Source organism: Vibrio sp. ED002 (assembly GCF_023277445.1).
Lineage (GTDB): Bacteria > Pseudomonadota > Gammaproteobacteria > Enterobacterales > Vibrionaceae > Vibrio > Vibrio jasicida.
In genome coordinates this window covers 148,407-170,008 of sequence record NZ_CP080239.1, presented here as the reverse complement: position 1 = coordinate 170,008, position 21,602 = coordinate 148,407, and the positions used below count along the sequence as shown (strand labels likewise).

The 21,602-nt window shown below is 44.6% G+C and carries 25 protein-coding genes; 12 read left to right on the top strand and 13 right to left on the bottom strand.

Annotated features, from left to right (window positions below; genetic code table 11):
• Positions 1 to 14: 14 nt before the first annotated feature.
• Positions 15 to 1,004, top strand: coding sequence for a zinc-binding dehydrogenase (locus ITG12_RS17555; protein ID WP_038877736.1), 990 nt, complete (start codon positions 15 to 17; stop codon positions 1,002 to 1,004).
• Between the two features lie 66 nt (positions 1,005 to 1,070).
• On the opposite strand, the gene ITG12_RS17550 is transcribed toward ITG12_RS17555, so the two are convergent.
• Positions 1,071 to 2,420: an alpha-amylase family protein gene (locus ITG12_RS17550; RefSeq protein WP_038877737.1), complete on the bottom strand. Its 1,350-nt coding sequence runs from the start codon at positions 2,418 to 2,420 to the stop codon at positions 1,071 to 1,073.
• Between the two features lie 487 nt (positions 2,421 to 2,907).
• On the bottom strand, positions 2,908 to 3,201 hold the full coding sequence (gene ppiC / locus ITG12_RS17545) for a peptidylprolyl isomerase PpiC (protein WP_223976268.1): 294 nt from the start codon (positions 3,199 to 3,201) through the stop codon (positions 2,908 to 2,910).
• A gap of 253 nt (positions 3,202 to 3,454) precedes the next feature.
• Between ppiC and ITG12_RS17540 the strand changes: the two genes are divergently transcribed.
• The gene (locus tag ITG12_RS17540) at positions 3,455 to 4,369 is read left to right on the top strand and encodes a chemotaxis protein (protein ID WP_038877739.1); all 915 of its coding nucleotides are present in this window, start codon (positions 3,455 to 3,457) and stop codon (positions 4,367 to 4,369) included.
• A gap of 6 nt (positions 4,370 to 4,375) precedes the next feature.
• Here the strand turns inward: ITG12_RS17540 and ITG12_RS17535 are convergent, their stop codons facing one another.
• From ITG12_RS17535 to hutW, 5 genes are all read right to left on the bottom strand, one after another.
• A complete protein-coding gene (locus tag ITG12_RS17535; protein WP_038877741.1) occupies positions 4,376 to 4,786 on the bottom strand; it encodes a hypothetical protein in 411 nt (136 codons plus the stop codon).
• A gap of 141 nt (positions 4,787 to 4,927) precedes the next feature.
• The gene (locus ITG12_RS17530; RefSeq protein ID WP_054823712.1) at positions 4,928 to 5,464 is read right to left on the bottom strand and encodes an ATP:cob(I)alamin adenosyltransferase; all 537 of its coding nucleotides are present in this window, start codon (positions 5,462 to 5,464) and stop codon (positions 4,928 to 4,930) included.
• A 104-nt stretch (positions 5,465 to 5,568) separates the two neighbouring features.
• Positions 5,569 to 6,099 (bottom strand): heme utilization protein HutZ, encoded by a 531-nt coding sequence (hutZ, locus tag ITG12_RS17525; RefSeq protein ID WP_005441121.1) that lies wholly within the window; start codon positions 6,097 to 6,099, stop codon positions 5,569 to 5,571.
• A 107-nt stretch (positions 6,100 to 6,206) separates the two neighbouring features.
• Positions 6,207 to 6,710, bottom strand: coding sequence for a heme utilization cystosolic carrier protein HutX (hutX, locus tag ITG12_RS17520; protein ID WP_020194073.1), 504 nt, complete (start codon positions 6,708 to 6,710; stop codon positions 6,207 to 6,209).
• 22 nt (positions 6,711 to 6,732) lie between these two features.
• Entirely contained in the window at positions 6,733 to 8,103 is a 1,371-nt protein-coding gene (hutW, locus tag ITG12_RS17515) for a heme anaerobic degradation radical SAM methyltransferase ChuW/HutW (protein WP_038877746.1), read from the bottom strand.
• 167 nt (positions 8,104 to 8,270) lie between these two features.
• On the opposite strand from hutW, the gene ITG12_RS17510 reads away from it, so the two are divergent.
• Genes ITG12_RS17510 through ITG12_RS17485 form a run of 6 tightly spaced genes read left to right on the top strand, consistent with a single transcriptional unit; the run spans position 8,271 to position 12,850 of the window.
• On the top strand, positions 8,271 to 9,017 hold the full coding sequence (locus ITG12_RS17510) for an energy transducer TonB (protein WP_038877748.1): 747 nt from the start codon (positions 8,271 to 8,273) through the stop codon (positions 9,015 to 9,017).
• Positions 9,017 to 9,715, top strand: a complete 699-nt coding sequence (locus ITG12_RS17505) for a MotA/TolQ/ExbB proton channel family protein (protein ID WP_038877750.1) — start codon at positions 9,017 to 9,019, stop codon at positions 9,713 to 9,715. The genes ITG12_RS17510 and ITG12_RS17505 overlap by 1 nt, the downstream gene beginning before the upstream one ends.
• Positions 9,712 to 10,125 carry a biopolymer transporter ExbD gene (locus tag ITG12_RS17500; protein WP_005441127.1) on the top strand — a complete coding sequence of 138 codons (414 nt, stop codon included), beginning with the start codon at positions 9,712 to 9,714 and terminating at the stop codon, positions 10,123 to 10,125. Before ITG12_RS17505 ends, ITG12_RS17500 begins: the two co-directional genes overlap by 4 nt.
• 26 nt (positions 10,126 to 10,151) lie before the next feature.
• Positions 10,152 to 11,021 carry a hemin ABC transporter substrate-binding protein gene (locus ITG12_RS17495; protein WP_038877752.1) on the top strand — a complete coding sequence of 290 codons (870 nt, stop codon included), beginning with the start codon at positions 10,152 to 10,154 and terminating at the stop codon, positions 11,019 to 11,021.
• Between the two features lie 9 nt (positions 11,022 to 11,030).
• The gene (locus ITG12_RS17490; RefSeq protein ID WP_038877753.1) at positions 11,031 to 12,068 is read left to right on the top strand and encodes an iron ABC transporter permease; all 1,038 of its coding nucleotides are present in this window, start codon (positions 11,031 to 11,033) and stop codon (positions 12,066 to 12,068) included.
• The gene (locus ITG12_RS17485; RefSeq protein ID WP_038877755.1) at positions 12,068 to 12,850 is read left to right on the top strand and encodes a heme ABC transporter ATP-binding protein; all 783 of its coding nucleotides are present in this window, start codon (positions 12,068 to 12,070) and stop codon (positions 12,848 to 12,850) included. Before ITG12_RS17490 ends, ITG12_RS17485 begins: the two co-directional genes overlap by 1 nt.
• 88 nt (positions 12,851 to 12,938) lie before the next feature.
• On the opposite strand, the gene ITG12_RS17480 is transcribed toward ITG12_RS17485, so the two are convergent.
• Entirely contained in the window at positions 12,939 to 13,400 is a 462-nt protein-coding gene (locus ITG12_RS17480; protein WP_005441131.1) for a TetR/AcrR family transcriptional regulator, read from the bottom strand.
• Positions 13,401 to 13,927: 527 nt separating this feature from the next.
• Between ITG12_RS17480 and ITG12_RS17475 the strand changes: the two genes are divergently transcribed.
• Complete coding sequence (locus ITG12_RS17475) at positions 13,928 to 14,227, top strand: YfcZ/YiiS family protein (protein WP_005441132.1); 300 nt, start codon at positions 13,928 to 13,930, stop codon at positions 14,225 to 14,227.
• Positions 14,228 to 14,298: 71 nt separating this feature from the next.
• Here ITG12_RS17475 and ITG12_RS17470 read toward each other — a convergent pair whose 3' ends face one another.
• Positions 14,299 to 14,571 carry a YnjH family protein gene (locus ITG12_RS17470; RefSeq protein ID WP_032802124.1) on the bottom strand — a complete coding sequence of 91 codons (273 nt, stop codon included), beginning with the start codon at positions 14,569 to 14,571 and terminating at the stop codon, positions 14,299 to 14,301.
• A 147-nt stretch (positions 14,572 to 14,718) separates the two neighbouring features.
• Between ITG12_RS17470 and ITG12_RS17465 the strand changes: the two genes are divergently transcribed.
• Positions 14,719 to 15,318, top strand: a complete 600-nt coding sequence (locus ITG12_RS17465) for a hypothetical protein (protein WP_038877758.1) — start codon at positions 14,719 to 14,721, stop codon at positions 15,316 to 15,318.
• Between the two features lie 75 nt (positions 15,319 to 15,393).
• Here the strand turns inward: ITG12_RS17465 and ITG12_RS17460 are convergent, their stop codons facing one another.
• Complete coding sequence (locus tag ITG12_RS17460; RefSeq protein WP_038877759.1) at positions 15,394 to 16,500, bottom strand: 1-acyl-sn-glycerol-3-phosphate acyltransferase; 1,107 nt, start codon at positions 16,498 to 16,500, stop codon at positions 15,394 to 15,396.
• Positions 16,501 to 16,692: 192 nt separating this feature from the next.
• Between ITG12_RS17460 and ITG12_RS17455 the strand changes: the two genes are divergently transcribed.
• Positions 16,693 to 17,301 carry an AraC family ligand binding domain-containing protein gene (locus ITG12_RS17455; protein WP_038877761.1) on the top strand — a complete coding sequence of 203 codons (609 nt, stop codon included), beginning with the start codon at positions 16,693 to 16,695 and terminating at the stop codon, positions 17,299 to 17,301.
• Positions 17,302 to 17,364: 63 nt separating this feature from the next.
• On the opposite strand, the gene ITG12_RS17450 is transcribed toward ITG12_RS17455, so the two are convergent.
• Entirely contained in the window at positions 17,365 to 17,847 is a 483-nt protein-coding gene (locus tag ITG12_RS17450; RefSeq protein WP_005441137.1) for a hypothetical protein, read from the bottom strand.
• 26 nt (positions 17,848 to 17,873) lie between these two features.
• Positions 17,874 to 18,395 (bottom strand): nicotinate-nicotinamide nucleotide adenylyltransferase, encoded by a 522-nt coding sequence (locus ITG12_RS17445; RefSeq protein WP_038877764.1) that lies wholly within the window; start codon positions 18,393 to 18,395, stop codon positions 17,874 to 17,876.
• Positions 18,396 to 18,605: 210 nt separating this feature from the next.
• Here ITG12_RS17445 and nadE point away from each other — a divergent pair, with 210 nt between their 5' ends.
• Positions 18,606 to 19,436, top strand: a complete 831-nt coding sequence (gene nadE, locus ITG12_RS17440) for an ammonia-dependent NAD(+) synthetase (RefSeq protein ID WP_038867235.1) — start codon at positions 18,606 to 18,608, stop codon at positions 19,434 to 19,436.
• A gap of 110 nt (positions 19,437 to 19,546) precedes the next feature.
• Here the strand turns inward: nadE and ITG12_RS17435 are convergent, their stop codons facing one another.
• On the bottom strand, positions 19,547 to 21,364 hold the full coding sequence (locus tag ITG12_RS17435) for a hybrid-cluster NAD(P)-dependent oxidoreductase (protein WP_038877766.1): 1,818 nt from the start codon (positions 21,362 to 21,364) through the stop codon (positions 19,547 to 19,549).
• Positions 21,365 to 21,602 lie beyond the last annotated feature (238 nt).

The following is a 21,602-nucleotide window of genomic DNA, read 5'->3' as shown; positions in this document are numbered from 1 at the left end:
CTTAGAGGAAAAGAATGAAAGCGATCACTTACCAAAAAGATCAAGATACCTTTACCTATACCGACATCGACACTCCAGCGCTTGCGAGTGGGTTAGATGTGTTAGTAAAAGTTCATGCCGTTGGGCTCAACCCTGTCGATGCGAAAGTGAATCTTTGGCACGAGATGGTCGATGGCATGGACGATACTTTCGTCGGTGGCCTCGATGTTTCGGGGGAAATCGTTGCCATCGGTGACAAGGTATCGGGTTGGCAGGTAGGTGATCGCGTTCTCTATCATGGCAACATGCGTCGAATGAGCGGTGGTTTTGCCGAATACGCAATTCAAGACTCACGTACGTTAGTTGCGCACCCTGATGTCGCTCCAGAAGTCGCAGCCGCTTCACCTTGTGCGGGCTGGACGGCTTATCGAGCGCTCATTGATAAACTGAACATTTCTACACGTAAGAGCATTTTTATTGCTGGTGGTTCTGGTGGCGTGGGTAGTTTTGCCATTCAGCTCACTCGCTTCTTCGGTGTAGAAACCATCATCACTACAAGCTCTGCGGCAAACCACGAGTTTGTACGTTCGTTAGGTGCAACACACGTCATTGACTACAAACAAGAGGATGTACGTGAACAAATCATGGCTATCACTGAAGGCTTTGGCGTAGAGGTATCATTGGACTGCGTTGGTGGCGACAACGACATTCTGTGTGCTTCTGTGCTTGGTTTTGAAGGTGAAATGGTAGAGCTAGTAAGAACAACGCGTGCAACCGAATACCCAGGAGCCTTTTTGCAAGGGCTCACCTTCCACCAACTGAGCTTAGGCTCTGGTCATGTTCACGGTGAAAAAGGTTTTGCTTCTATCGTTAACGCTGGGGTGGAATTCTCCCACATGCTAGAACGTGGTGAAGTCATGGTGCCTAAATTGGAAGTCGTCGCATTAAAAGACGTCGCTCAAGCTCTAGTGTCTATTCGTCAGCAACGAACGGTCGGAAAGATCGTCGCTAAACTCGTCGACTAAATCCCAAGCGACAAATAAGGAAAAAAGAAGCGCAAACTCCAAAGCTGTTTGCGCTTCTAAGGGGTATTACTTTTCTACAAGCAGCATTGCTGATTTCGCCGCCACTTTAATCTCTTCACCGCTAGGCACTTCTTCTCCGGTCATCATATCAACCAGAACCTTGTTCACTGTCAGTTGCAGTGATTGCGCTCGCGCAGATTTGTTGAGTACCAAGATGCCCTTTTCGCCGCGCTGAAGTACCAACATATCGTCGTTACCTTCTAGTACCGTCATTGGCTCGCCATGAACAAGATTATGGAATGCCACCATCTTTGCCATACGTACGTCTTTCCACGCATTCTGCCATCTTGGTTTGCCATCCACACCCTTGATACCACTGGTATCCAAATCCGTGTAAATCAGCGGAACACCGCCATCGCGTCCCAGAATGTAGGCATACGCTAGCCATTCGTTCTCTTCATCCATGACCAAATCTAAGAACACATCATTGTTTGGAATATCATGAGTAATCGCGAAAGTAATAGCTCGACGGTTAGATAAAGCCTGACCAAAACAGTACGGGTCGATCAAAGACTTAAAACTGCCCTTCTTCGAGAACGCCTTAAAGATGGTTGAGAACAACGGAAAATCGTATGCACCTAACCGTGTTTCTTTCAAATACGGTTCTAGGAACAGCTCATATTCTTCTTCTGTCGCGCCACCATCTGTGATGATTTCACCAAAGATATGAACGTCTTGAGTAATGTCTTCGGTCCAAACCAACTTTAGGTGTTCTAGCGTCATGTGCTTTGCGGCATCAATACGGAAACCTTTCACGCCTAAAGCCTTAAGCGCTTTCAGGTAAATACGTTGCTGCTCAACAACATGCTTGCACACACGTAAAGTCGGCAACCCAGGATCGGTTGGACCGCCCGAGATTCGACCATTTTGAACTTCCCACTTGTCTTTCCAATCTTTAATGCCAAAAGCTTCAACGAAGTCATTCTCATCAAACAGCGGCTCTGACAAGTCACCGAATAGAGTCAGATTTTGATACTTGCTTGCATTTTGCTGGTAATCGTCCATCACGGCTTGGCGCGGATACTGTAAATCCGAGCGTAAATGAGCTTCGTTCGCCATGTGATTAAAGACGACATCGGCGTAAACCAATACACCTACACGGTCGAGTGCTTCAACCATGTATTTAAAATCTGTGGTATTACCGAGCGCATTGTCGATAACACGATAATCTTGAGGTTGGTAACGCTGCCACCAGCGTTCGTCTTGTGCGCTTTTCATCGGTGGAGAAACCAATACCGAGCCATAACCTAGCTCGCTGATCTCCGCCGCGCGTTGGGCAATGTCAGCATACTTCCAATCAAAAGCGTGCAAGATAACATTTGCACCTGTTGATTGTGTTTCCTGTAAGCCACTCATGTTTCTCTCCTCGTCGCGTTCGCTCACCCATTGTTACTCGTATTCTTCGTGAGCGAATCCAATAGCCAAAATTATAAGAACTATTAGCGAACCTCCCTCACCCCTTTTGCGTTTCTGCTAGGTGGAAAAACAAGGCGTAGCTCATCCCCAGTTAAGGTTTAAACGTCCGTTTAAAAGTATTCAAACGCCGAAGCCAAAACAAAGATCGCAAGGATACCGATTTAAACACCTGTTTTATAAGCATTTTGCAGATAAACCATTCTGAACGCGCCTACTCTCACTATTACGCCTTTTCTCAGTAAGAATGTGAATATGGGGCAACAATTCGATATGTAACAAATATTTAAGAAAGCGAAACTGCTGCTCACGTCACAGTTGGTGCGGTTTATAAATTGATAGGAAAGGAGAGGAAGACTCGAAATGATGACGACAGGTGCGCGAATAAAGAACGCTAGATACAAAAATAGCGCGATAAACGCGCTATTTTTTAAGTGCGGTATAACACCTTAACAACGTGCCAACCGAATTTGGTTTTGACTAGGTGTGGAGTAAGAACCTCACCAGAAAAACAAACTTTGTCGAACTGTGGCACCATTTGACCGCGGCGAAACTCACCTAGGTCGCCACCACGTTTACCAGATGGGCAAGTCGAGTATTTCTTTGCCAATGTCTGGAATTTAGCACCTTTTTTAAGCTGCTGGATGATGTCTTCAGCTTGTTCTTTATGCTTTACAAGAATGTGTAAAGCGGCTGCTGTATTTGCCATGTGTCTGTCTCTCACTGTTCGGGTGGCGCAAGTTTACCGAATCGCTTCAATATCGCAATAATTTCTCTAATGCAGTCCTTATCTTCATCTTTTGATATTCGGTTCTATCTAACAATTTGATGAAAACTTGGCCGCTCACCGATTCAATTTCACCTTTAATTTGCGCTATTTCCTAAAAAGCTCACTTTTCCACGCTCTACGGTTGAAGCGGTCGCCTTATAAGATTAGATTAGTTACATAAATCAGTGATATTGATAAGGTTATTTTCATGGCAAAAGTCGCGAGTAAAGCGAACCAATCTCAAGGCATGTTGGTGTTTAAACTCACCCTGCAACAGAACTTCGCAATTGGCACACTTAAAGTCCGTGAAATTGTACCTTACATGCCGACCACCAAAATTCCCTATTCGCACCATCATGTAATTGGCACTGTGACGATTCGTGATTTGACGGTGCCAGTCATTGATATGGCGGCAGCAATTGGATTCCGTCCTATCCAAGAGGAAGAATACAAAAATTGCTATTTGATCGTGACCGATTGTCTACGTACCGTGGTGGCATTTATGGTGCGAAGTATCGAGAAGATCATTGAATGTGATTGGAAATCTATCGAAACACCGCCATCAAGTGCGGGTCATAATATCTTTGTAACGGGTATTACTCGCTATGAAGAGAAGATCGTACAAATGTTGGATGTGGAACTTCTACTATCGAAGATCTACCCGCAATACGAGAATACCAAGATTCCAATGCTTACAGACATCGAGCGCGAGCGTTTGAAAGCCTTGAATATCCTTTTGGTCGACGACTCTTCTATCGCTCGCAAGCAATTGAGCGACGCGCTAGACCGCATCAACATCCCGTATCAAATCCGTAAAAACGGCTCAGACGCACTCGACTTGATGAAGCGAGATGCAGAAGCAAACCGCCCAATTGACCTTTTAGTGAGTGACATTGAAATGCCAGGGCTGGATGGTTATGAACTTGCGTTTGAAGTTCAAAATGATTCTGCGCTTAACAACTCCTACCGTATTCTTCACACGTCTCTATCAAGCGAAATTTGTGTTGACCGAGCTCACCAAGTTGGCGCTCATGAGGCACTAGAGAAATTCAACGCTGGGGAATTGATTGAAGCGATGCTGCGCGGTGCAAAAGAGCTAGAAGCAAAAGCGATGGCTTCTTAATCATATCTAATAAGTTTGCTTGATCTGGTATACATCAATAACTTTTTCGGCAGTGAACAAACTCGTGATACTCGCTACCGAACATGAAAACAGTGCAACAAAGACGAACATTTTGATGTGACTATTGAGCAATAGCCCTCCGCCGAAGAAATACAGTCCTATCGCGATAACCGTTGGCATAATCAATGCGGGGCGACACACCAATTCCATTGCAAGGGAGAAAAAGTAAACCTCCTCCCTTTTCGTAATCGAATACCAGTTGTAGAAAATAATAGAAGCTGTCGCCCCCACCGCTAACGCTATAGCAATCAGAACACTCGAAAAATGCTGCCCTGCAAACAACACAAACCCCGCTCTGATAGACAATACCGCGCAAAACAGCCAGACCAATAAAGGCCCCCCAACAACTAAACCCATCGTTTCTTTCCTCTGAATCAATTTTAATCGTTATTCAAACAAAGGCAGAAAGATGGGTAAAGGTAATCAAAGCACTCGAATGAGAACTCTGCGACGGCTAGCTTAAAGTCATTAAATTCAGACTATTAGGTGATATTTGGCCTATTTACTTGGCATTGTGTAGCTGCGAGACACAAACTCAGTTTCTTCGACTTGATAAATGTGGTTGATATAAGACGCAAGACTGTAGAGCACATTCGCGAGCAGGTTTGAATAGCGAAACAAAATCGGAGCGGGTTGTTTCTTACCTGAATGCTCAACGGCAACCAATGCACGAACCACCTTTTTTGCTTGGCAACGACACAAATGCAGTTGGCTTGACGTTGGGTGGCCGCCAGGAAGCACAAACCCTTTAAAGCCGCCATCGATACGAGCCTTAACTGCATCGTAATCGGCTTTTAGCTCATCGACTTCCGCTTCTGTAATCGCGAGTTTTCCGCGGATAGAGCCATTTACATGATATACGTTGGGCTGCATTCGAGTCAGTATGTCACGGCTAAAGTCATCGAGTTCCATCGATAGAACCAACCCAATTCTGCTACACAACTCATCAGCAGTGATTTCAAAGTCACATACTGGGCTGTCTTCATAGATGAATGGGTAACAAATCTCGCCAAGTTCCTTGCTTACTGGTCTCATGCTCTTTCTCTGTGCTTTGGTTCTAATAAAAAAGGGAGTCAGTATAACCTAACTCCCTTTCGGCATTCACATCCGTTTAGACGATCATAAGTTAGAAAATCGGCTTATGCGTTTTCGATTTTCTTATGACCTTCTTGAAGGTGAACGAAATCAACCAGATCATCGCCTGATACTTGGTAAGCTTGACCAAAGCCTTTTACGAATAGACCTTGTTCTGCTTTTAGGTTGAACAGAACGAAGTCTTCTAGTTGGCTCAGACCATCGATGATCTCACCAAAACGATCTTTCATTTGGCCAACTACTTGTTGCCACATTTCAGTATCACGCTCAACAACGGTTGCAACCGCATCAAACGTTAGACGCTTACGAGCGAACAACTGCTTCGACGAGTCTTCGTCTTCAATCATCATCAAAGATACGTTTGGATTCTCTAGTAGGTTGCGTGCGTGACGAGCAATCTGAGAAATAAGAACGAAGTAACCTTCCTGGTTTTGAACGTATGGTGCGTAACTTACGTTTGGACGGCCTTCCGCATCAACGGTTGCTAATTGAATGGTACGACGCTCCTGACGAAATTCCTTGATTTCTGGTCCTAGACGACCTTGTAAACGCTCTTGTTTAACTTGCTGATCCATTTTGATACCTAACTTTACTTGTTTGTTGTTCCGAGTTTTAACTCGGTTATTCTTTAATAAAATGACACTGCGCTAACGAATTAGTGCAGTGTCATGCTCATTCGAGACTACTTGTTGAACTCTGCTTGCATTGCACGGAATGCTGTTACTTGATCTTCGATTAGCTCACGCTTCTCGTTGCGGCCTAGGTAAATCTTAAAGATGTTGCTGCCACACTCAGAAAAGAAACCAAAGTAATGGCTCTCACGTCCCATAAACGGTTTACTTACTAAGGCAATGTTTTTCACGTTATCCAGTTTTAGGTGGCCATGAAGCTCACCTTCTTTGCCCATAAGGTTGTAGTAACCACGAGCAACTTTACCTTTCGGGAACGGCGCTTTTACTTCAAAGATAGAACCAAAAGAATGAACGATAGTTGTTACTGGGCCAAAACCAACAAGACCTTCTAAAATGCTTTGTGCTTGCTCACCAGGAGCTACTGCAACCATCTCTTGAGGAAGTGCAGCTACCACTTCAAACTCTGATACACCAAGGCGCTCAGCCATTGCTGCTGGAAGTAGTTGCGGTTCTTGTTCTAGTAGGGCTTCGACCTGTTGCTTAATTGATTCCATTGTTTTTTCCATTTCTTTCAGATTAATTGTTAGATACTTTTGGTACGTTTTCGTTCATTTCAGAAGTCAGTACTTGAATACATGCCTGAGCCAGAGACACAGCCCAGAAGCTACCTGCTAACGTCAGAACTAAACTGCGCTCTTGTAACTCGACCAAACCTTTGTCATGCCAAACTTTGAATAGTGGCATCAGGAAACTGAAGGTGTCTTCGCCCATAAATGCTGGCAGCTTACTCGCCTGAACAATGCCTCGATCAAAGCCGGACTTCAGTGCTGCGAATAGCGGCTCAAGTGGGCTTTGCTTCATCATCATTGCGATGGTGCTCTGCCCTTCATTTACAGCTTTAACGTAAGTGTCTAGCGTGCGGTGCTGCATCATGCCGTAACCACCGATGTTACCGCCTGCGCCACAACCGACAGGCAATACTTCTGCATAGGTCTTCGCTAAGCTGTTGTATAAGCTGCGTTCACGGTTATCGATCGCCCAGTGGTTCACGCTAAGCTGCTTCATGTGATGCTCTGCCATAAACTTAGCACCAAGCTCGTACATGCCTGCTTTTTCCGGTGTCGTTGCAGGTGGCGGCATTTTGCCTTTTTCAACCAAATTGAGCATTGGCGCTGTACCGCCAACTACTAGCTGATAAAGGTCCAAGCCATGAGCGCCTGTAGACACGAAGTCCTTAAGATCTTGCTCTAACACTTCTTTTGTTTGGTAAGGCAGGCCGTAAAGTAAATCAATGATGACAGGAACCTTGTCTTCTTTTGCCAACTCACTAACGCGATTCAATACGTCTTCGCGATCATCCAAACGCTTAGCGCTGCGACGAACTTTAGTATTAAAGCTCTGCACACCAAATGAGAAACGGTTGAATCCGCCGTCTAGCGCACCTTGATATAACTCGTCAGAGAATCGGTTGATACGACCTTCAAGTGTAATTTCGCAGTCAGCTGCTAGAGGGAAATAGTCGTGAATGGCCTGACCAAGAATGCGAACTTGTTCTGGTGCCAGATCCGTTGGCGTGCCACCGCCGATGTAAACCGCATGGAAGATGCCACTTTGCGTCCACGGCATCGCCGCTTTCTCTTTTAGCTCTTTCATCAGAGCATCAAAGTATTCATCGACTAACTTACGGCTGGCAGCATTTTGGAAGAAGTTACAGAAAGTACAGCGCACTCGACAGAATGGAACATGAATATATAAGCAGCGCTTATTGTTCTTAGTCGTCGTTTCCGAGGTGATTCTCGATAGGATGTCACCTTGTTGTGGCGGCGGAACTGGCATGCTACTGCCACCCGCATGCGCAGAGTGTTTTTTCACAAAAGCAAAGCGCAACGGATCGGGGCTATCACTCCCAAGGATTGATTCGTCAAATTTATAAATATCGACGGTCATATTTACTCACTTAAAGCCCACCACACAAAGGATTGAGGCTCATTTCAAAAAAACTGCAAAGATCATAATTTGGCCGTAATGATAATGCAATTGATAATTGATCTTATTTCTTTTGTAAGTGATAATCAGTCCAAGTTGATAATGATTAGCAATACCGAGATTTACCCGTGAACGTAAAAAGATATGTCATTGCCGGAGGCGCCTCTTTAGTGGTGCACGCTGCACTGCTTTTTGTCTCTCAAGAGACGAAGGTGTTTGCAATGCCTGCAGGGAATCCTACTAGCTCGGTTAGCCTCAATTTAGTCTCGGCTCCCAAACCAGTCCAAGCTGAACCGACACCACAAGAAGTGGTAGAAGAGAAGCAACCAGAGCCACAAAAAAAGCCTCAACCAAAGCCAGAGCCTAAACCGGTTAAAAAGACGGTAGAAAAGCCAATCGTGAAGAAAGAAGCGATCAAAAAGAAACCTGTCGAGAAAAAACCGAAGCCAGTCAAGAAGCCACAAACATCTAAGCCTGTTGCCAAGAAAGATCCACAGCCAAAAGAAAAAGTGGAAAAGAAAGTGGCAAAAGAGCCAGTACCGCAGCAAAAAGCAACGCCGACGGAACAATCAAAAGGCACAACGTCTCAGCCTGTGATGATTGATCAGCCTGCTTTTGTTTCCCAGCCTGTTCAGCCTCGTTACCCTCGTTCAGCTCGTAAGCGTGGTATCGAAGGCGTGGCACTTTATGAGGTTTGGTTGGACGAAAATGGCAACCAAGTAAAACTAGTACTTATCGAATCTTCCGGTGCAGAAATGCTCGATGTTTCAGCACTGCGTGCCATCAAACAATGGCAATTCTCACCACATATTTCTGGCGGGCAAAAAGTTGCTCACCGAGTTCAAATCCCAGTTCGTTTTAAGTTGGATGGATAATGGAACAGCTACAACATTTACAAACCCAATTTGGTCTTATGACTTGGCCTTTAGTTATTTGCTCTGCACTTACAGTCATGATCATTGTGGAAAGACTCTTTCAAGTATTCATCAGTCTAGGCGTAGGCAAACGCGCAATTCGTCAAAAGCTGAATAACCTTGATCCGACCAACAACAAAGATATCGAAGCGCTAGCGGATGAACTTTCTGGCAAACGCCCTCTTCTTTATCGTGGTGTTGCAATGTTGCTAGCGCATCACTCGTTCTCTAAATCTTTGCGGGAAGATGCGGCGGGGATTTGGCTACAAGAAAAGCGCCATCAATTGCACTCAGGTCTTCGTTTATTGACTCTGATTGGCGTGATCAGCCCGCTTATCGGATTATTAGGTACGGTACTTGGCCTGATCGATATGTTTAAAGGCATTGCTTCCTCTACAGGTAACATCACGCCAAACGACTTGGCTGATGGTCTAGGTCTCGCGATGCGCACGACCGCAGCAGGTTTGATCATTGCATTACCCGCAATTTCTGGCGCGCAACTGATTGGTCTTTGGGCTGACCGCGTTATCGCTAAGCTTGAGCACACACTGAACTATGTAAACCTCTGGCTAGAAGGCATTTCTTTGCAACACGTTTCTCCAGAAAACAACAAAGAAATCGCAACGGTTGCTGATCATGTTGAAGCGAGAAGCTCATGATTAAAGCACCTCAAGACAATAGCAGCCATGGTTTAACACCGGACCTAACCCCGTTACTGGATATTATCTTTATTGTAATGGTGTTCTTGATGTTGACTGCGGCGGTCAAGCTCGACTCTTTGGATGTCAACCTTCCAAGCACTGATTCCCAAGCCGTTGCCGAAGTTGATAAACAATCAATTACGGTCAACATCCTTAAAGACGAACCGCACTGGGCAATCAATGGCAAGTCTTACATCGATTGGGAAAACTTCACGATTGCTCTGCTAGAAGAAAGTAAATCAACAGATAAACCGATTGTGATTGGCGCTGAAAAAACCGCCGATATTCAGTCACTGGTTAAGCTTCTTGGCTTTTTACAAGAAAACGGAATTCAAGCGACTCAATTGCTCACTGAAGAGTCGCAATAAAAGAACATAAGATTGAGAACATCCTAATGAATAAAACACTATCTCCAGTTCGCACCGCCTTAACAGCAGCTGTCACTATGCTGGCAAGTGCGAGTCTTTTTGCCAATGAAGCCCCATCTTCTGAACGTGTTGTTAGCGCGGGTAGCGCTGTCACCGAATTGCTTATCGCGCTTGATGCAAAAGACAGCCTTGTTGCTGTTGATGTCACCAGCCAACTGCCAAAAGAAATGGAATTGCCAAAAGTGGGTTACCACCGTCGTCTGTCTGCTGAAGGTTTGCTAGCACTTAGCCCAACTAAAGTGATTGGTTCTGATGAAATGGGCCCGAGCACAACACTTGAGCAACTAAAGTCTGCTGGTGTAGATGTAGAGATTGTAAACACAGAAGCAAATGTTGAAGGTCTTGTGGATCGCATAGACCAAATTGCCAACATCATGCATCGTGAAACTCAAGCAACAGCGCTAAAAACAAAAGTTGAAACGCAAGTAAAAGCGCTTGAGAGCAACCAACCAGCAAAAGCTGACAAAAAGAAAGTCCTCTTCCTTCTTATTCATGAAGGCCGTCCTGCAAACGTCGCAGGTTCAGAAACCACGCCAGATGCCATCATTCAACTTGCGGGTGGTGAAAACCCAGCGGCAGGTCAGTTATCTTCATACAAACCTCTATCTACAGAGGCCATGGTTGAAATGCAGCCAGATGTGATCCTAGTCAGTGGCCGCAGTTACCAAACAATGGGTGGTGCAGATGCCATTTTGAAAGCAATGCCATTGCTTGCTGCTACGCCGGCTGGGATGAACAAAAACATCGTGACGATTGATGGCCACGCACTCGTAGGTGGTTTGGGACTAAAGAGCCTTTCTGAAGCGAAGCGCTTGAATGAGCTGCTATACCCGTAGAGAGATTCAATGCTATTAAGACGTACCCCTTTACCTACTATTCTGCTTGCTTTATCCGGCATCTTAGCCTTTATCGCAGTCGCTTCAATTACTGTAGGTCCAATGAATATCAGCTTCGCAGACAGCCTGCGAAGCTTAACAGGGGCAAGCTCTGATCTTGCTCCTCACATCCAACTGGTTATCAACGAAATACGACTTCCTCGCACCATTCTTTGCATGTTTATCGGTGCCATTCTAGCAATCTGTGGTGTCGTCATGCAGGGCTTGTTCCGGAACCCGCTCGCTGAGCCTGGCATCATCGGTGTCTCTGCTGGTGCGGCGCTGGGTGGTGCATTTGCTATCGTTGTTTTCGCGGATTTCAGCCAAAACTATCCAACATTAATGAACCTAGCAGCACTGCCTTTCTTTGCTTTCTTAGGCGGTGCAATCACTACTGTTTTAGTTTACTGGTTAGGGACAAGTAAGTTTGGTACATCCGTTACCATCATGCTTCTCGCTGGTGTTGCTATCAGTGCCTTATCAGGGGCTGCAATTGGCTTCATGAACTTCATCGCAGACGATCAAATGCTGCGTGACTTAACACTGTGGTCTATGGGGTCACTAGCAGGTGCGAATTGGTCTGGTATTGGCTTAGCGGCCGTGACATTGTTATTACTGATGTTCTGGTTCCAGAAAAAAGCGATGTCGCTAAACGCTCTCCTACTGGGCGAATCTGAAGCAAGGCATTTGGGCGTTCCCGTTCAAAAGCTAAAACGACAGCTCATTTTGTTATCTGCGGTAGGTGTAGGTATTACCGTGAGTATCTGTGGCGCTATTGGCTTTATCGGCCTTGTTATTCCTCACTTAGGTCGTATGCTCGCAGGTCCTGACCATCGAACTCTGCTTCCTATTTCTGCTTTGATGGGCGCATTACTTCTTACGGCAGCAGATATGTTTGCACGTGTCGCAGTTGCACCAGCAGAATTACCAGTAGGTATCGTTACTGCACTGATTGGTGCTCCATTCTTTATCTACTTACTGTTCCAACAAAAAGGGAAAATCCTGTAATGAATAACACCGTTTTGTCGGGCAGAAATATTTCGATGCGATACGGAAGCCGTGTCGTTCTGGACGACATCAGTATTGAGATTCGAGCTGGAGAAGTCACAGCATTGCTTGGTCCGAACGGCGCCGGTAAGAGTACTTTGTTAAAGCTGTTGTGTGGCGAAATCCCATCTCAAAATGATATCGAATTCTTTGGTACCCAAAAGAATGATTGGGAGCCTGCAGAAAGTGCAAAACACGTCGCTATGCTGCCACAACACAGCACATTGACGTTTCCTTTCTTAGCGAGGGAAGTGGTAGAGCTCGGAGCAATCCCTCTCTCTATCTCCAATAAGGAAACCAGTGAACTCGCGTTGCATTACATGCAACAAACTGATGTTCTGCATTTAGCTGATAGCCTCTACCCTGCCCTATCTGGTGGTGAAAAGCAGCGTTTGCATTTAGCACGTGTTCTCACTCAGCTTCATCAGTCTGGGGATAAGAAAATCTTGATGTTAGATGAGCCAACCTCCGCTTTGGATTTGGCTCACCAGCACAACACCTTAAAAATTGCTCGCGCAGCAGCCAAAGAGAATAATGCTGCCGTCGTGATTGTGTTGCATGATTTGAACTTAGCTTCTCAATATGCAGACCGCTTAGTCCTGCTGCATGATGGTAAGTTAGTATGTGATGACACGCCTTGGAATGCACTGACTCCAGAACGCATTGAGCAAGTCTATGGCTACCGCTCAATCGTGACTAAGCACCCAACCTTGGATTTCCCTCAAGTGCACGCAGCGGCTTAATCAGCGCGTTTTAAGCCCTTGTTTGTCCATTCCAAATGATAGGCATACAAAAAAGCCCCGCAACGTTGCGGGGCTTTTTGTTTTGGGGTTATTTGCTCATTTGAATCAACGAACGACCAATCAACCACTCTAGCTCTTTGTCGCTACCTGCACCAAATTGGCTTTCTGCCATCTTGTACAAACGGTCGATGCCATTTGCAGCAAACTCATGTGCGCTTTCTGAAGTAACAATATGGTGGAACAATAGACGCAAGATCGCTAAGAATTCAGTATCTTCTAGAGCCTTAATCCAGCTCTTAGAGAACGCATCCAGACCTTTATCAAATTCTAGATGTTCTACGAACATTTTGAAGATACGACCGTCTAACGCGGCGGTAAAGTCCGTTTTCTTAGGGAAATGGTGGCTAATACCTGTACGCGATACACCTGTTTGTTGACTTAACGTGGTGTAAGACATTTTGTCATAACCAAGTCTTAGAAGCTGATCAACAACGGCATCCATGATTTTCTGGATAGTGATTTCGGTATCTTCTTTACTACGCTTTGGCATATTTTAAGCTCTTCTCTTTGTAAATCCATCTAACTCACAATTAAATGAGGCCAGAATGAAAATCATCCTCAGCATTATGTACTGTATGCCTCTAACAACAAATCAGAGGACCAATCATAACTAAAGTGCACTGCGTAACGTGCAATTTACAGTGATATTTCTGTCAATACATGTGACTCAAAATATGGCGAAAAGTCCACTCCATCAAAACCTTGCACCAAATCATTCATCGAAACTATTCTCAGGCTAAGAATGATAATTATGTAAAAATAATTAATCCGGAAATAGTCTTATAAATTGAACCCCAGTTCAACTAACCTGACAAAAATCTCACGAATATCTAGGTTAATTGATTTTAAATATTGATACATATCACATTAATTTCCTTAAGGAAGTTCTAATAAAATTAATTAACTCACTGTTAACAACATAACATACCGTGCCTTTTTTATCCAAAATCATTCATTTTTGTAGATAGAGATCAAATACCTGATAGAATACCCACAGTATTTACAAGAGGATTCGTTATGAGTGTCGAATTAGAAGAAAACCAAGTATGTGAAGCTTGCGGTTGCGCTGGTGAAATGGGTTTTATCATCAAAGAAGGTGACGATGTTGCCGACGTAACGATTTTCGCAGAGACTAAAGCAGCACTAGAAGCTGAGTTGGCGAAATACATCGAACTAGCAACACAAGTTTGTGCTGACGTTGAATACAACGTTTCAGAATTGACAGAAGAATCTAAAGAGCTAACGGCTCGATTCAAGTTTGAAGTAAGTGCTGAAAAACTTATCTTTGAACTAAAGACTCGCTCTCTAGCGCGTTAATCGTCGATATATAATCGACATATAGATAAAAGCGAGCTCTTAGCTCGCTTTTTTAATGCTTGATTGGCTTGTTACTGGTTATCTTTTTGAAACACAACCCACTTCAGTGAACCGTTGGTTTCAAAGTCATTCTCATCGGTACACACGAGCAATACGCCATCTATGTTAAGCACTGCCCCAGTGGTGTATGCCTTATCGTCGTAGTAACAAACCCGCTGTCCTAGCTTACCGTCTGCCACTACTAGAGCCTTAGTATCTGGTGTACTGTAAGATTTTGCTAACACAACGCCTGAGAAGGCCATAGCAGTACTCGCGACCAGCATAGAAATCGTTCTTAAGTTCATGAATATCCCCTCAATGAAGACCACATAAGTTAACAAAGAAACGTTTCATGTTCTTGGCAGCATCTCATATTCTTGAGACATTGAGCTGTAGCGACCTACCAAGCTTTACGTTATCCTTTTCCACTTATCCTTAATACTGTATCGGTTATGCGCGCTTTACTTCTCTTACTCGCTCTAACGGCTTTTTCCAGCTCATCCATTGCTTATGAGCTCGATTACTATGCCAAATTTGGCCATACCGATAACTATGGCAACATTGACCTTCGTAATAAGCCCTATACCACGATACCTGATGGGTTGGTTGTTAAAGGCAACCTAAACATTTCACAAACACCAATCACCAAATTACCGAGAGGGTTGGATGTTCAAGGAAGCCTAGAAGCCACCAACAGCGCATTAAAAACGATAAGACCAGGGGTGAAAATTAAGGGTTACGCGAACTTACTCGGTAGTAAAATTGAGCGTTGGCCACGCGGTGTCAAATTAGGCGGCTATTTAAACTTAACCGATAACCCGTTAACCAGTTTGCCCGCAAGATTAAGAGTGAAAGGCGATCTAAGCGTCATTCGCACACCACTTACCGAACTGCCAGAAGGTTTAATCGTGGATGGTAACCTGTACATAGGTGGTTCCAAACTGACAGTATTTCCAGACACCATGACAGTGAAAGGCAATATCTTTTTGGGAGGAAATCGGGTTACGAAATGGCCAACGAATTTGACCCTAGGTGGCGCAGTTGCACCATAGAAAGGCTTAGATGAGAGCTCCTTCCTAAAACTAAGTACTCAGTGCTTTATTGCAAAGCACTGAGCTAAGTTTAAATCATTCTTGGTTGTTTACTGGGTTAGCGTAACTTGCCACCAAGTAACTGTGAGCACCGTTAGGCAGTTGCTCCAACTTCTCTTGTAACTGAGATTTCACCGACTCCGTAATCGATTCATCTTCACGACCCGCAGCAAGCAGGTTGATTGGGAACACACGGTAGTTATTGTGAATCTGACGATCGATTTCATTCGCGAGCTCATCCGGAGTCTCAAACTCTTGGTCAATCACATCACCAAATGCAACGTGCACTTTACCTTTGTAACCAACGATACCTTGGATGATGCTTTCGATATCTTCGAATTCGCCTTTCTCGTAACTACCATTCTCTGCTTTCTCATACAGCTCTTTGGCTTTTGCGATGTCACAAGGGTCATTCTGGTAAGAGATCGAAACAGGTACAATCTTCAATGAACGCGTATATTCACCAAAGCTTACTTTTTGCTTACGCCCTTCAACATGAAACATCTTTAAGATGGCAGGATCAGTAAAGTCATTACCGTCTTTGGCACGACCTTCTTTTTGCGCAATCCAAATCGAGTTGCCGGTATCAAGAGAGTGCTTGATGTAGCTTGATAGCAAGCCTAACGCTTTCATCATTTCACGCGGCGCTTTCGCCGAGCGTTTAACAATAAAGCTTTTGTTCAGTCTCATCAGCTCAGTCGCACAAGGCTTCTTAAGCAGGTTATCACCAATTGCAATGCGCACAGTGCGATGATCGGTCTGATGCAAACCGTAATTAACAAGCGCAGGATCCATAGCGATATCGCGGTGGTTAGACACAAATAAATAAGAAGTTTCTTTATCTAGCTTGTCCAAGCCGGAAAAGGTCACACCATCCGTCGTCGTATTCAACGTATCTTGAAGGTACTTCTTAACTTCAAGTTGAATCGCTTCTACGGAGTCCAGCTTGCTCCACTTCGCTTTTAAGTAGACGCGGATAATCGGGCTCATGAGTGTTTTGAACCAGTTCGCTTTATTTGCGAAACGGTGCTCTAAAATCGCGCTGATAAACTCATCGTCTTGGATAAGGCGGTCCAGCGCAGCTGGAATCTCTTCGTCATTATATGGACGAATTTCAATATAAGGATCGGTATTGGCTGTCATTATTCAATTCATTTCAAAAAAAGCTGGCACATTTTACGCATTGTTTTGCCAAGTAGCAGCATTTCAATCCATACTTTTAACATGGTCATACCAGTCGTATTACAATTTCTATTCGCAAAAAATTCTGTTATTCGGTTGGCATTCTAAGGGTTTAACGTTAACCTTAGCGCCCCAAGAACTCTGGTATTCACAATGAACTACGCAATTGAATTTCACGACGCAAATTACCCTTTTCTCAATGTTGCTGCGCGTAAGAAAGCGCTAAAACACACGCTACTGTTAGTAGTCGAGGGTTTGGCGATCATTAAATTGGGTAAACATGAGTATGCCATTGAACCGGGTCAGTATTTCTGGATTCCTCAGGGATGTTTGAGCTCCCTCACCTTTTTGCCTAACACGCGAGTAACTCGCTGTGACTTTTCTGTGCGCTTAACTGACGCATTTGCTCAACAAGCAGGTTACGTGAAGCCATCTGCTCTATTGTCAGCGTTGATTGAAAAGTTAGTGACAACAAAAACACGTAGCGAACACCAAATGGATTTACTGGCAGTTGTTAGACATGAAGTTCTGACACTAAAGCCGATGTTGACCAGCTCTCCACTGACAGACTCGATTAATAAGTGGAAACCGGGGTGTGATTCTTCGATTTCAATAGAGCTTTGTCTTGTCTTAACCTTAAGAGAAGCGCGTAAGATGAAGTTGTCAGGCAAAAAACAAGCGGACATCGTCGCGAAATTGTTCAACAACAACGACGAAGAATACGAACAGTTGTGTTTTTTAGTGTTTGGGGAAGCACTATAAAAACTAACGAGGCAAGAATGAAAAAAGGACGTACTCAGTACGTCCTTTTTGTTTTGAATTCGGTTAAAACGGCACTTCTATCTGCATCATCCAATCGGCGTCGTAGTATTCGTGCCAGCGGTAATCAAAACGCATTCTTGGTTCATCACCGCTCTTATCACCAAAACCAACGCTGAACATCAAGCCATGGCTTTTTAGCCACTCTTCTGTGCTCATTTTCGCCTCTTCATCCCTTAGTTCTTCTGGCATCCAAAGCCCAAGACCAAAGTAGTTACTTTCTAGATTCTGAGTAAGAATTGGCGTGTCTTCCGATTTGATTGCCCACTGATCCCAATAGCTCTCTGTAGGTCCCTCAATCGACTTTTCAGCAATGTACCAGTTGATCGTGTCCATACTTAACACACCAACGCTATCAAAAATATCTTCACAGATAGGCATGGTGTTATCAGCAAACACGACGGAACGATCAGATAAATAGTTACAAGCAGAGCTAGCCTGTGTTGCCACAAGCAGCGCGCATGCACTAAGTACCACAACTCTGACCATGAAAATCTGACCTCTTCGTTTTCAGATTACGATTGTTTGTATAAGCCTTCGCTTAGTAATAGTTCATTGACCGTTGGTGTCGTGAATGCACTGATGTCTTCACCCTCTAACAGTGCATTACGAATGTCCGTGCTTCTGATTTTGACTTTTTCAGGACACGCCATCACAGTCCAACGTTCGGTTATTTCTTCTGCTCTGTAAAATTTAGCAAATTTGAAAAAATTATCAGGACCTATGACAAAAGTTATATCGGCTTGCGTGTGGATTTCTTGAATTTTTTCTAATAACGCAAAAGTCGTCACACTTTGTCCAGGCTGGTACAAAGCTTGCTCAAGGTCAGAGCGTTGAACATTAGAAAGCCCCATGTCCTTAATGAAGGCATCAACCAGTTTGCACCGAATTGGGTAATCCAACATATTTTTGCCCCAAGCGTGTGCAATGCTTGGCTCAAGTAGCACGAGATCAAAGTGGCTCAGTGACTCGATCACGCTCTTGTGACCTAAGCTTGGCGGGTTAAATGCGCTGCCAAAAACGGCGATTTTTTTCATATCCGGTGATTACCTGGTTGAAGAGAGTTTTCTAATCCGATGATTTCGGTATGATACTACTAATCTTTAGAGCTTTTTGACACTAAAGCGACGTTTATGAACATCAACTGCATGGTTTCTCACCATTTGTGAACTATAAACGCCTGCCGCAGTATGAATTTATTCAAACTCATTTGGTGTCGTACATATTTGCAGGAAAAGGAACCCTAAATGGAACAATCCATCCGCGATGAAATGCGAGTACTCCCTTCTATCGATCCGCATTTCGAAATTGAACGCCGTGTCGCTTTTATCAAGCGTAAATTGCAAGAAGCAGGCTGTAAGTCTCTTGTTCTTGGCATCAGCGGTGGCGTTGACTCAACGACATGTGGTCGTTTGGCTCAACTGGCTGTGGACCAACTGAACGAAGAAGCTGGCGACAATAGCTACCAGTTTATCGCCGTTCGTTTACCTTACGGTGAGCAAAAGGATGAAGACGAAGCACAACTTGCTCTTGCCTTTATCCAACCAACTCATTCTGTATCTGTAAACATAAAAGCGGGCGTAGATGGTCTTCACTCTGCATCTCATGTTGCATTGGAAGGTACTGGCCTTCTGCCAACTGACGCTGCAAAAGTCGACTTTGTAAAAGGTAACGTAAAAGCACGTGCCCGCATGGCTGCTCAATATGAAATCGCAGGTTACGTAGGCGGCCTAGTTTTAGGCACTGACCACTCGGCTGAGAACATTACCGGTTTTTACACTAAGTTTGGTGATGGCGCTTGTGATATGGCACCACTATTCGGCTTGAGCAAACGTCAAGTACGCGAAGTCGCGGCAACGCTGAGTGCACCGGAACAACTAGTAAAGAAAGTACCGACTGCAGATTTAGAAGAACTTGATCCTCAAAAAGCAGATGAAGACGCACTGAATCTCTCTTACGAACAGATTGACGACTTCTTAGAAGGCAAACCTGTTTCGGAACAAGTGAGTGACCGTCTGGTGTCAATTTACAAGGCCACGCAGCACAAACGTCAGCCGATCCCAACGATCTACGACTAAATTGCAATTTTATTTCTGAGCGACTCGTTTCTGAAACCGCTCTGAGATAGATAAAAACGCCGCTACGTTAGCGGCGTTTTTTTACTGGTTGCGATCCGTCTTTATGGCAATTAGTCTGTGATTGTCACGTCCGTCTGCGGAATAGCGCAACATGCGAGCACTTTACCCATCGCACGCTCCTCAGCACTTATCGCAGGGACATCCGGATGATCGACCTGCCCTGATTCCATTTGAACCTTACAAGCACCACACAAGCCCGCTCGACAGCTGTTGCTAATGCTTTTGCCTGCATTTTCAACTTGTTCAAGCAATGTCTGCTGGTTGTTTCCCATCAACTTAAAGCCGTTGAATTCAATCTCAACACTTTTCTCTGGCTTGGCTGTGATAGCCGCAACGCCGAATGCTTCTTGATGATAGTTATCTTCCGGTAGCCCTTTCTTGAATAGGAGGTTTTTCGCCTTTTGCATAAAACCATCAGGACCACAAACAAACACCTGTCGCTTCTCAACGTCTTTGATCTGCTTGATATGAGACAGGCTAATGCGTCCTTTCAGGCCAAACCAATCCACTGCTGGCTGAGTTAAGCAAATCTTCACATCCAACCCCGGATGCTGACGTTTTAGTTCATCGAGCTCCTCTTTGCATGGAATATCAATCTCACTGCTGCACTGATGGTAGAACACCACATCATCGAGTTGGTTGTGATCAGCCAAGTAACGAACCATCGACAGCATAGGTGTTACGCCGCTACCAGCAGACAACAAGAGTAGAGGTTGAACTGAATGCTCTTTTAGGTGGAATTGGCCATCTGGCGTTTCCGCTTCCAGCACATCTCCAACTTGCAGATTATCAAGCAGTGAATTAGACACACGCCCACCAGAAACGCGCTTAACCGAAATCGCGTAGCGACCCGGGCGAGATGGGCTAGATGACAAGGTGTAGCGACGCCCTACTTTCTTACCTTCTATATCCACTTCAATAGGTAAATGCTGACCCGGTAAGTACGTTGGTAACTGACCTTTGCTTGGCTCAAGCCATAAGGTGACGAAGTCGCGCGCAATCTCTTCTCGTTCGACACAAGTTAGCGTCATTCGATTAGGAGAATTGTCTGGATAAAACTCTGGCTCTTTGTATTCCAGTACTTCAACTTTGTCACCAGAACGAATAATGCCTTCATTCAGAGCAACAAGGTTTTGACCAAAGAACACTCCACCACGCTCGTTCGCACGGAACTCTTGCAGTGTTTTAAGTGGTTCTTTGCTTTCTCGGAATGTACCGCGCTGAGTGTTAACGGTGGTTAAAATGCAACGCTCACAAGGTTTTACTGATTCAAATTCCACTTCGCCAATACGAATACGCTTCCATGAGTCTTCTTCAAATGGCTTGGTATCAGATACCACTAGGTTGGTTCGGAATTGATCCATTGAGTGCTGTTCAGAGCTTCTGCGATTTAACTCTTCCAGTGACGCTTCACTGATAACAAGCACCGGATAACCATCGGCAAAGCTAACGTTGTGCCCCAACTTCTCTCTTACACGATTGGATTGCTCACCAGTAAAAAGTAACTCAACGCGAAGGCCTAACACTTTGCTAAACCAATCATCCGCTTCGTCAGTGGTGGTATATGCCGTAAAACTGTCTTTCCAAACCGTTGCGGGCGCTTCCTGCATTTTGAAATCTTGATAACGGATCTTTAGTGGCTCTTCGCCAAGACTGGTAAACACCACTCCGTCTGGCAGCAGCGCGGACTTGATGGTCACCATTTGAGGGAATTTTCGAGCGGTCACCATTGAGCCATCTGACGTCGCAATCATAAATCGACGATCAAAACTCAATCCTTGTTTTTCTACCCAAGCGGAAGATAAGGCAACACCTCCGACGGATTTGACTGGAAAAACATTAATTTGGGACAAAACTGATTGCGACATAGCCTTCTTCCTACAGGTACTTTCTCATTATTGGACTATCATATCCTCATAAGAGTAATGACCCAAGTGCCTATAAAAACTCAATTTTTATAAGGTATCTTCCCAAGGCGGTTGGCGCTGTCCCTCTTTAGCGTTCTTTTTTGTCTCACTTTATGAACAGAGTTCCATAAATTTGCACAGTATTGACGAAATAAGGATTGCCAAAACGTGACATCGCACACATAATTCGCCAACTTTT

Bases quoted from the DNA above. Each gene is read 5' to 3' on its own strand.
- ITG12_RS17555 (WP_038877736.1), top strand. From the start codon at position 15: ATGAAAGCGATCACTTACCAAAAAGATCAAGATACCTTTACCTATACC.
- ITG12_RS17550 (WP_038877737.1), bottom strand. From the start codon at position 2,420: ATGAGTGGCTTACAGGAAACACAATCAACAGGTGCAAATGTTATCTTG.
- ITG12_RS17540 (WP_038877739.1), top strand. From the start codon at position 3,455: ATGGCAAAAGTCGCGAGTAAAGCGAACCAATCTCAAGGCATGTTGGTG.
- ITG12_RS17535 (WP_038877741.1), bottom strand. From the start codon at position 4,786: ATGGGTTTAGTTGTTGGGGGGCCTTTATTGGTCTGGCTGTTTTGCGCG.
- ITG12_RS17530 (WP_054823712.1), bottom strand. From the start codon at position 5,464: ATGAGACCAGTAAGCAAGGAACTTGGCGAGATTTGTTACCCATTCATC.
- hutZ (WP_005441121.1), bottom strand. From the start codon at position 6,099: ATGGATCAGCAAGTTAAACAAGAGCGTTTACAAGGTCGTCTAGGACCA.
- hutX (WP_020194073.1), bottom strand. From the start codon at position 6,710: ATGGAATCAATTAAGCAACAGGTCGAAGCCCTACTAGAACAAGAACCG.
- hutW (WP_038877746.1), bottom strand. From the start codon at position 8,103: ATGACCGTCGATATTTATAAATTTGACGAATCAATCCTTGGGAGTGAT.
- ITG12_RS17505 (WP_038877750.1), top strand. From the start codon at position 9,017: ATGGAACAGCTACAACATTTACAAACCCAATTTGGTCTTATGACTTGG.
- ITG12_RS17500 (WP_005441127.1), top strand. From the start codon at position 9,712: ATGATTAAAGCACCTCAAGACAATAGCAGCCATGGTTTAACACCGGAC.
- ITG12_RS17495 (WP_038877752.1), top strand. From the start codon at position 10,152: ATGAATAAAACACTATCTCCAGTTCGCACCGCCTTAACAGCAGCTGTC.
- ITG12_RS17490 (WP_038877753.1), top strand. From the start codon at position 11,031: ATGCTATTAAGACGTACCCCTTTACCTACTATTCTGCTTGCTTTATCC.
- ITG12_RS17485 (WP_038877755.1), top strand. From the start codon at position 12,068: ATGAATAACACCGTTTTGTCGGGCAGAAATATTTCGATGCGATACGGA.
- ITG12_RS17480 (WP_005441131.1), bottom strand. From the start codon at position 13,400: ATGCCAAAGCGTAGTAAAGAAGATACCGAAATCACTATCCAGAAAATC.
- ITG12_RS17475 (WP_005441132.1), top strand. From the start codon at position 13,928: ATGAGTGTCGAATTAGAAGAAAACCAAGTATGTGAAGCTTGCGGTTGC.
- ITG12_RS17470 (WP_032802124.1), bottom strand. From the start codon at position 14,571: ATGAACTTAAGAACGATTTCTATGCTGGTCGCGAGTACTGCTATGGCC.
- ITG12_RS17465 (WP_038877758.1), top strand. From the start codon at position 14,719: ATGCGCGCTTTACTTCTCTTACTCGCTCTAACGGCTTTTTCCAGCTCA.
- ITG12_RS17460 (WP_038877759.1), bottom strand. From the start codon at position 16,500: ATGACAGCCAATACCGATCCTTATATTGAAATTCGTCCATATAATGAC.
- ITG12_RS17455 (WP_038877761.1), top strand. From the start codon at position 16,693: ATGAACTACGCAATTGAATTTCACGACGCAAATTACCCTTTTCTCAAT.
- ITG12_RS17450 (WP_005441137.1), bottom strand. From the start codon at position 17,847: ATGGTCAGAGTTGTGGTACTTAGTGCATGCGCGCTGCTTGTGGCAACA.
- ITG12_RS17445 (WP_038877764.1), bottom strand. From the start codon at position 18,395: ATGAAAAAAATCGCCGTTTTTGGCAGCGCATTTAACCCGCCAAGCTTA.
- nadE (WP_038867235.1), top strand. From the start codon at position 18,606: ATGGAACAATCCATCCGCGATGAAATGCGAGTACTCCCTTCTATCGAT.
- ITG12_RS17435 (WP_038877766.1), bottom strand. From the start codon at position 21,364: ATGTCGCAATCAGTTTTGTCCCAAATTAATGTTTTTCCAGTCAAATCC.